This is a genomic window from Streptomyces ruber (genome assembly GCF_014648075.1).
GTDB classification, from domain to species: Bacteria; Actinomycetota; Actinomycetes; order Streptomycetales; family Streptomycetaceae; genus Streptomyces; species Streptomyces ruber.
Window position 1 is genome coordinate 1 of sequence record NZ_BMQK01000063.1, and the last position, 714, is coordinate 714.

At 51.0% G+C, this 714-nt stretch carries 1 protein-coding gene; it reads right to left on the reverse strand.

The window, feature by feature from the left end:
* Nucleotides 1–179 precede the first annotated feature (179 nt).
* Nucleotides 180–714 (reverse strand): integrase (locus IEZ04_RS36350; protein ID WP_189220925.1); only part of this gene is annotated, 535 nt, incomplete at its 5' end.

The window sequence follows — 714 nt, forward strand, 5'->3', positions numbered from 1 at the left end:
CCTTTCTTGTCGCCCACCTTTTTCTTCAGGATGTTGAGCAGGGACTTGTTCGTCGCCTCCGCCTGCCCATTTGCTTGAGGATGCCCTGGCGAAGAGTACTTGGCCTTGATTCCCAAATCCGCACACCATTCTCTGTAATGATCAGAGTCGAACTGACGCCCGTTATCAGTTACCAGGCTTTAGGGAACTCCGAAACGGCAAACGATATTCTTCCACAGGAACTTTGTAACTTTCTGACTTGTTATCGTCGCCATCGGTTCAGCTTCCGCCCACTTCGTAAAGTAATCCACCGCCACTATCATGTACTTCACTCCTCCTTTTCCCGGAGGGAAAGGCCCAACTAAATCCACTCCCCATTGGGTGAATGGCCAAGGCGCCATAATGGAAGTGAGTTCTTCAGGAGGGACGTGAGGCACTGGCGCATGCAGCTGACACTTTGTGCATTTCTTGGCGAATTCCACAGAATCCCTCAATGCATTAGGCCAGTAGTACCCGGCGCGGAGGGCTTTCCTGGCGAGAGCCTTTCCTCCTGAATGGTTCCCGCACATGCCTTCATGTATCTCCGCCAAGATATATTCTGCCTCTTCTCTCGATATGCATCGTAACAACGGCGTCGAGAAGCCTTGCTTGTAAAGGATCCCGTCGATGAGTAAAAACCTGGCCGCTCTTCTCTTTAATCGTTTGGCTTCATCTTTCGCCTCAGCTAATTCTCCT